Genomic DNA, 2442 nt, shown 5'->3' with positions numbered 1-2442 from the left:
GTACAGCTTCGGCGTTTTCGGCCATTGAGACTGCTGACCGGTTTCGGCACGGTCTTGGCCGTCTACCTGGTCGGAACGCAGCTGTCGGACGTGTCCTTCGGTCAGCTGTGGGCGGAGACGGACCTGCGTTGGCTCCTCGTAGCCGTGGCGATGATGCTCGGCAACTACCTTGGCATGACGTTCGGCATCCTCGGGTTCGTACCTGAACGGATACCGTTTCGGCACGCGTTCGGCGCCCAGGTGGCGCTGGGGTTCGTCCGATTGCTGGCGCCTGCCGCGGTCAGCAACATGGCGATCAACATCCGGTTGCTGACCAAGGCCGAGCTCGCCGCGCCGCTGGCGACCGCCAGTGTGGCGGCGCACCAGGCCGGCCAGTGGGCCGTCGTGTTTCCGCTCTTCGCTGTCCTCGCCGTCATCTCGGGTTCCTCCGGCACCGCTGACTTGGCGTCGGGGACCACGTTGATCGTCGCAGTCGGGGCGCTGGCGGCGGCAGCGCTGGTCGCGTTCATCCCCGCGGTCCGCCGCTGGCTGCGTACTCTCTGGTCCGACTTCACCGGGCAAGGGCTGCCACGTCTGCTGGACGTGCTGAGCGATCCCCGCAAGCTGGCCACTGCCGTCGGCGGCATCCTGCTGCAGGCCGTCAGCATGATGGCGTGCCTCTACGCATGTCTGAAGGCGGTGGGTGGTAATGCATCCGTAGCTGGCCTGGCCGTCGTCCAACTGGTCGGCAACACGGTCGGCACGGCCGTGCCGACCCCCGGTGGCCTCGGCGCGGTTGAGGCCGCGCTTGCTGCTGGTGTGAGCACTCTCGGGGTTCAGGCCACCACCGCCGTCACCGCTGTCCTCGTGTTCCGCATCGTCACGTTCTGGCTGCCGATCCTGCCGGGCTGGGTGTTCTGGACACAGATGCAGCGACGCGGCCTGCTGTGAGCACCCGGGCCGAATACTCGCGTGTCCGGCCCGAGTGGTCCGTCGCGGGGACGTCTGCTTCCGGCGACGTCCTGGTCGTACGAGCCCGGCGGGAACGACGTGGCTCCCGCGCGGGGGGAGCGGTGTGCTCGTAAGGCTTCTGGTCACGTCAGCCGAGGAGCATGCCGCCGTCGATGATCACAGACTGGCCGGTCATGTAGTCGGCGTCATGGGAAGCGAGATAAGACACCAGCCCCGCGACGTCCTCTGGACGTTGGACACGTCCGAGGGGGATTTCTGGGACGGCGCTTCTGATGACGTCACCCGGCTCGCCGCCTTGTAGGCTGACGATCTCCTCGTCAAGATCATCCCACATCGTTGTGTGCACCAGGCCGGGTGAGTAGGCGTTGACCGTGATCCCATGCTCGGCCCATTCCAGGGCGGCGGCCTGGGTAAGCGACCGTACCGCGAACTTCGACGCCGAGTAATGTCCGACGAGTGCGGAGCTCTGGTGTGCCGCGACCGACGCCGCACCGATGATCTTTCCTCCGCGGCCCTGGCGGATCAGCTGCCTCGCCGCGGCCTGATAGCACAGAAGCGTGCCTCGAGCGTTCACCGACATCACTCGGTCCCATTCCTGCGTCGAGAGGTCGAGGAGCGGGACTGGCGTGACGATCCCGGCGTTGGCGACCATCACATCCAGCCCGCCGAGCTCGTCGACGGTCGTCGTGACCATGCGTCCGACACTGTCGGCGTCGCTCACGTCGGCGGTGACGGCATGTGAACGTACGCCGAATTCGGCGATTTCGCCGGCGATTTGATCAAGTTGTCGCTGCTTGGACTCGAGGTCGCTGACTGTGACGTGAAGGCCATCGCGTGCCAGCCGTCGCGCGATGGCTCGTCCAATGCCTCCGGCCGCCCCGGTCACGATGGCAACCCGGTTATCACCCATGACTGTCTTCCCATGTGTCGAAATTCAATCCGGACAGACATCAAGGTAAAGTCTCACATCGGTGTGAGGGTCAAGGTTGGAGGTCCGCGTATGCGAATCGGTGAGCTTTCGCGACGTACCGGCGTGAGCATCCGGCTGTTGCGCTACTACGAAGAGCAGGGGTTGCTCTCGCCTCTACGTGAGCAGAATGGTTATCGGGAGTATCAGGAGGCCGACATCGGCGTGGTGCGGCAGATCCGTATGTTGCTGGCCGCGGGATTACCGACACACGTCATCGCCTCGCTTCTGCCGTGTGTCCGTGAAGAGGGCGAGCGCCTGGTTCTCTGCCTCGAGATGGCTGAGGAGTTGAAGGGCGAACGGGTCCGCATCGACCAGCAGATAGAGATGCTGACGGCGTCCCGCCGGCTGCTGGACGAGGTGATAGCCGCGGCTCGGTAGCAGTAGATTGCGTCACACCGCGGTTCGTTTCTCGAGCCTGAGCGTTTCGGTCGTTGATACTACTGGCATGGTGAGTCCTCAGGCTGGGAAGACGGGGCGGCCTCGGCAGTCACATCGACCTCCCTCGTCGCGGACGAAGTCGC

Annotated in this window: 3 protein-coding genes; 2 read left to right on the top strand and 1 reads right to left on the bottom strand. The window is 65.1% G+C overall.

All coding sequences use genetic code 11. The features are described from left to right. On the top strand, positions 1–930 hold a 930-nt coding region (locus tag ELR45_RS25035; protein WP_205857207.1), incomplete at its 5' end, for a lysylphosphatidylglycerol synthase transmembrane domain-containing protein. A 148-nt stretch (positions 931–1078) separates the two neighbouring features. On the opposite strand, the gene ELR45_RS25030 is transcribed toward ELR45_RS25035, so the two are convergent. After that, positions 1079–1861 (bottom strand): SDR family oxidoreductase, encoded by a 783-nt coding sequence (locus ELR45_RS25030; protein ID WP_129668761.1) that lies wholly within the window; start codon positions 1859–1861, stop codon positions 1079–1081. 90 nt (positions 1862–1951) lie between these two features. Between ELR45_RS25030 and ELR45_RS25025 the strand changes: the two genes are divergently transcribed. Next, entirely contained in the window at positions 1952–2299 is a 348-nt protein-coding gene (locus tag ELR45_RS25025) for a MerR family transcriptional regulator (protein ID WP_129668760.1), read from the top strand. Positions 2300–2442 lie beyond the last annotated feature (143 nt).

Origin of the sequence: Phytoactinopolyspora endophytica, from assembly GCF_004138495.1 — a bacterium.
GTDB classification, from domain to species: Bacteria; Actinomycetota; Actinomycetes; order Jiangellales; family Jiangellaceae; genus Phytoactinopolyspora; species Phytoactinopolyspora endophytica.
Note: the sequence above shows the minus strand (reverse complement) of the source record. Positions and strands in the feature narration are given on the sequence as shown.

Coding starts and splice junctions, on each gene's coding strand:
- ELR45_RS25030 (WP_129668761.1), bottom strand. CDS start 1,861: ATGGGTGATAACCGGGTTGCCATCGTGACCGGGGCGGCCGGAGGCATT.
- ELR45_RS25025 (WP_129668760.1), top strand. CDS start 1,952: ATGCGAATCGGTGAGCTTTCGCGACGTACCGGCGTGAGCATCCGGCTG.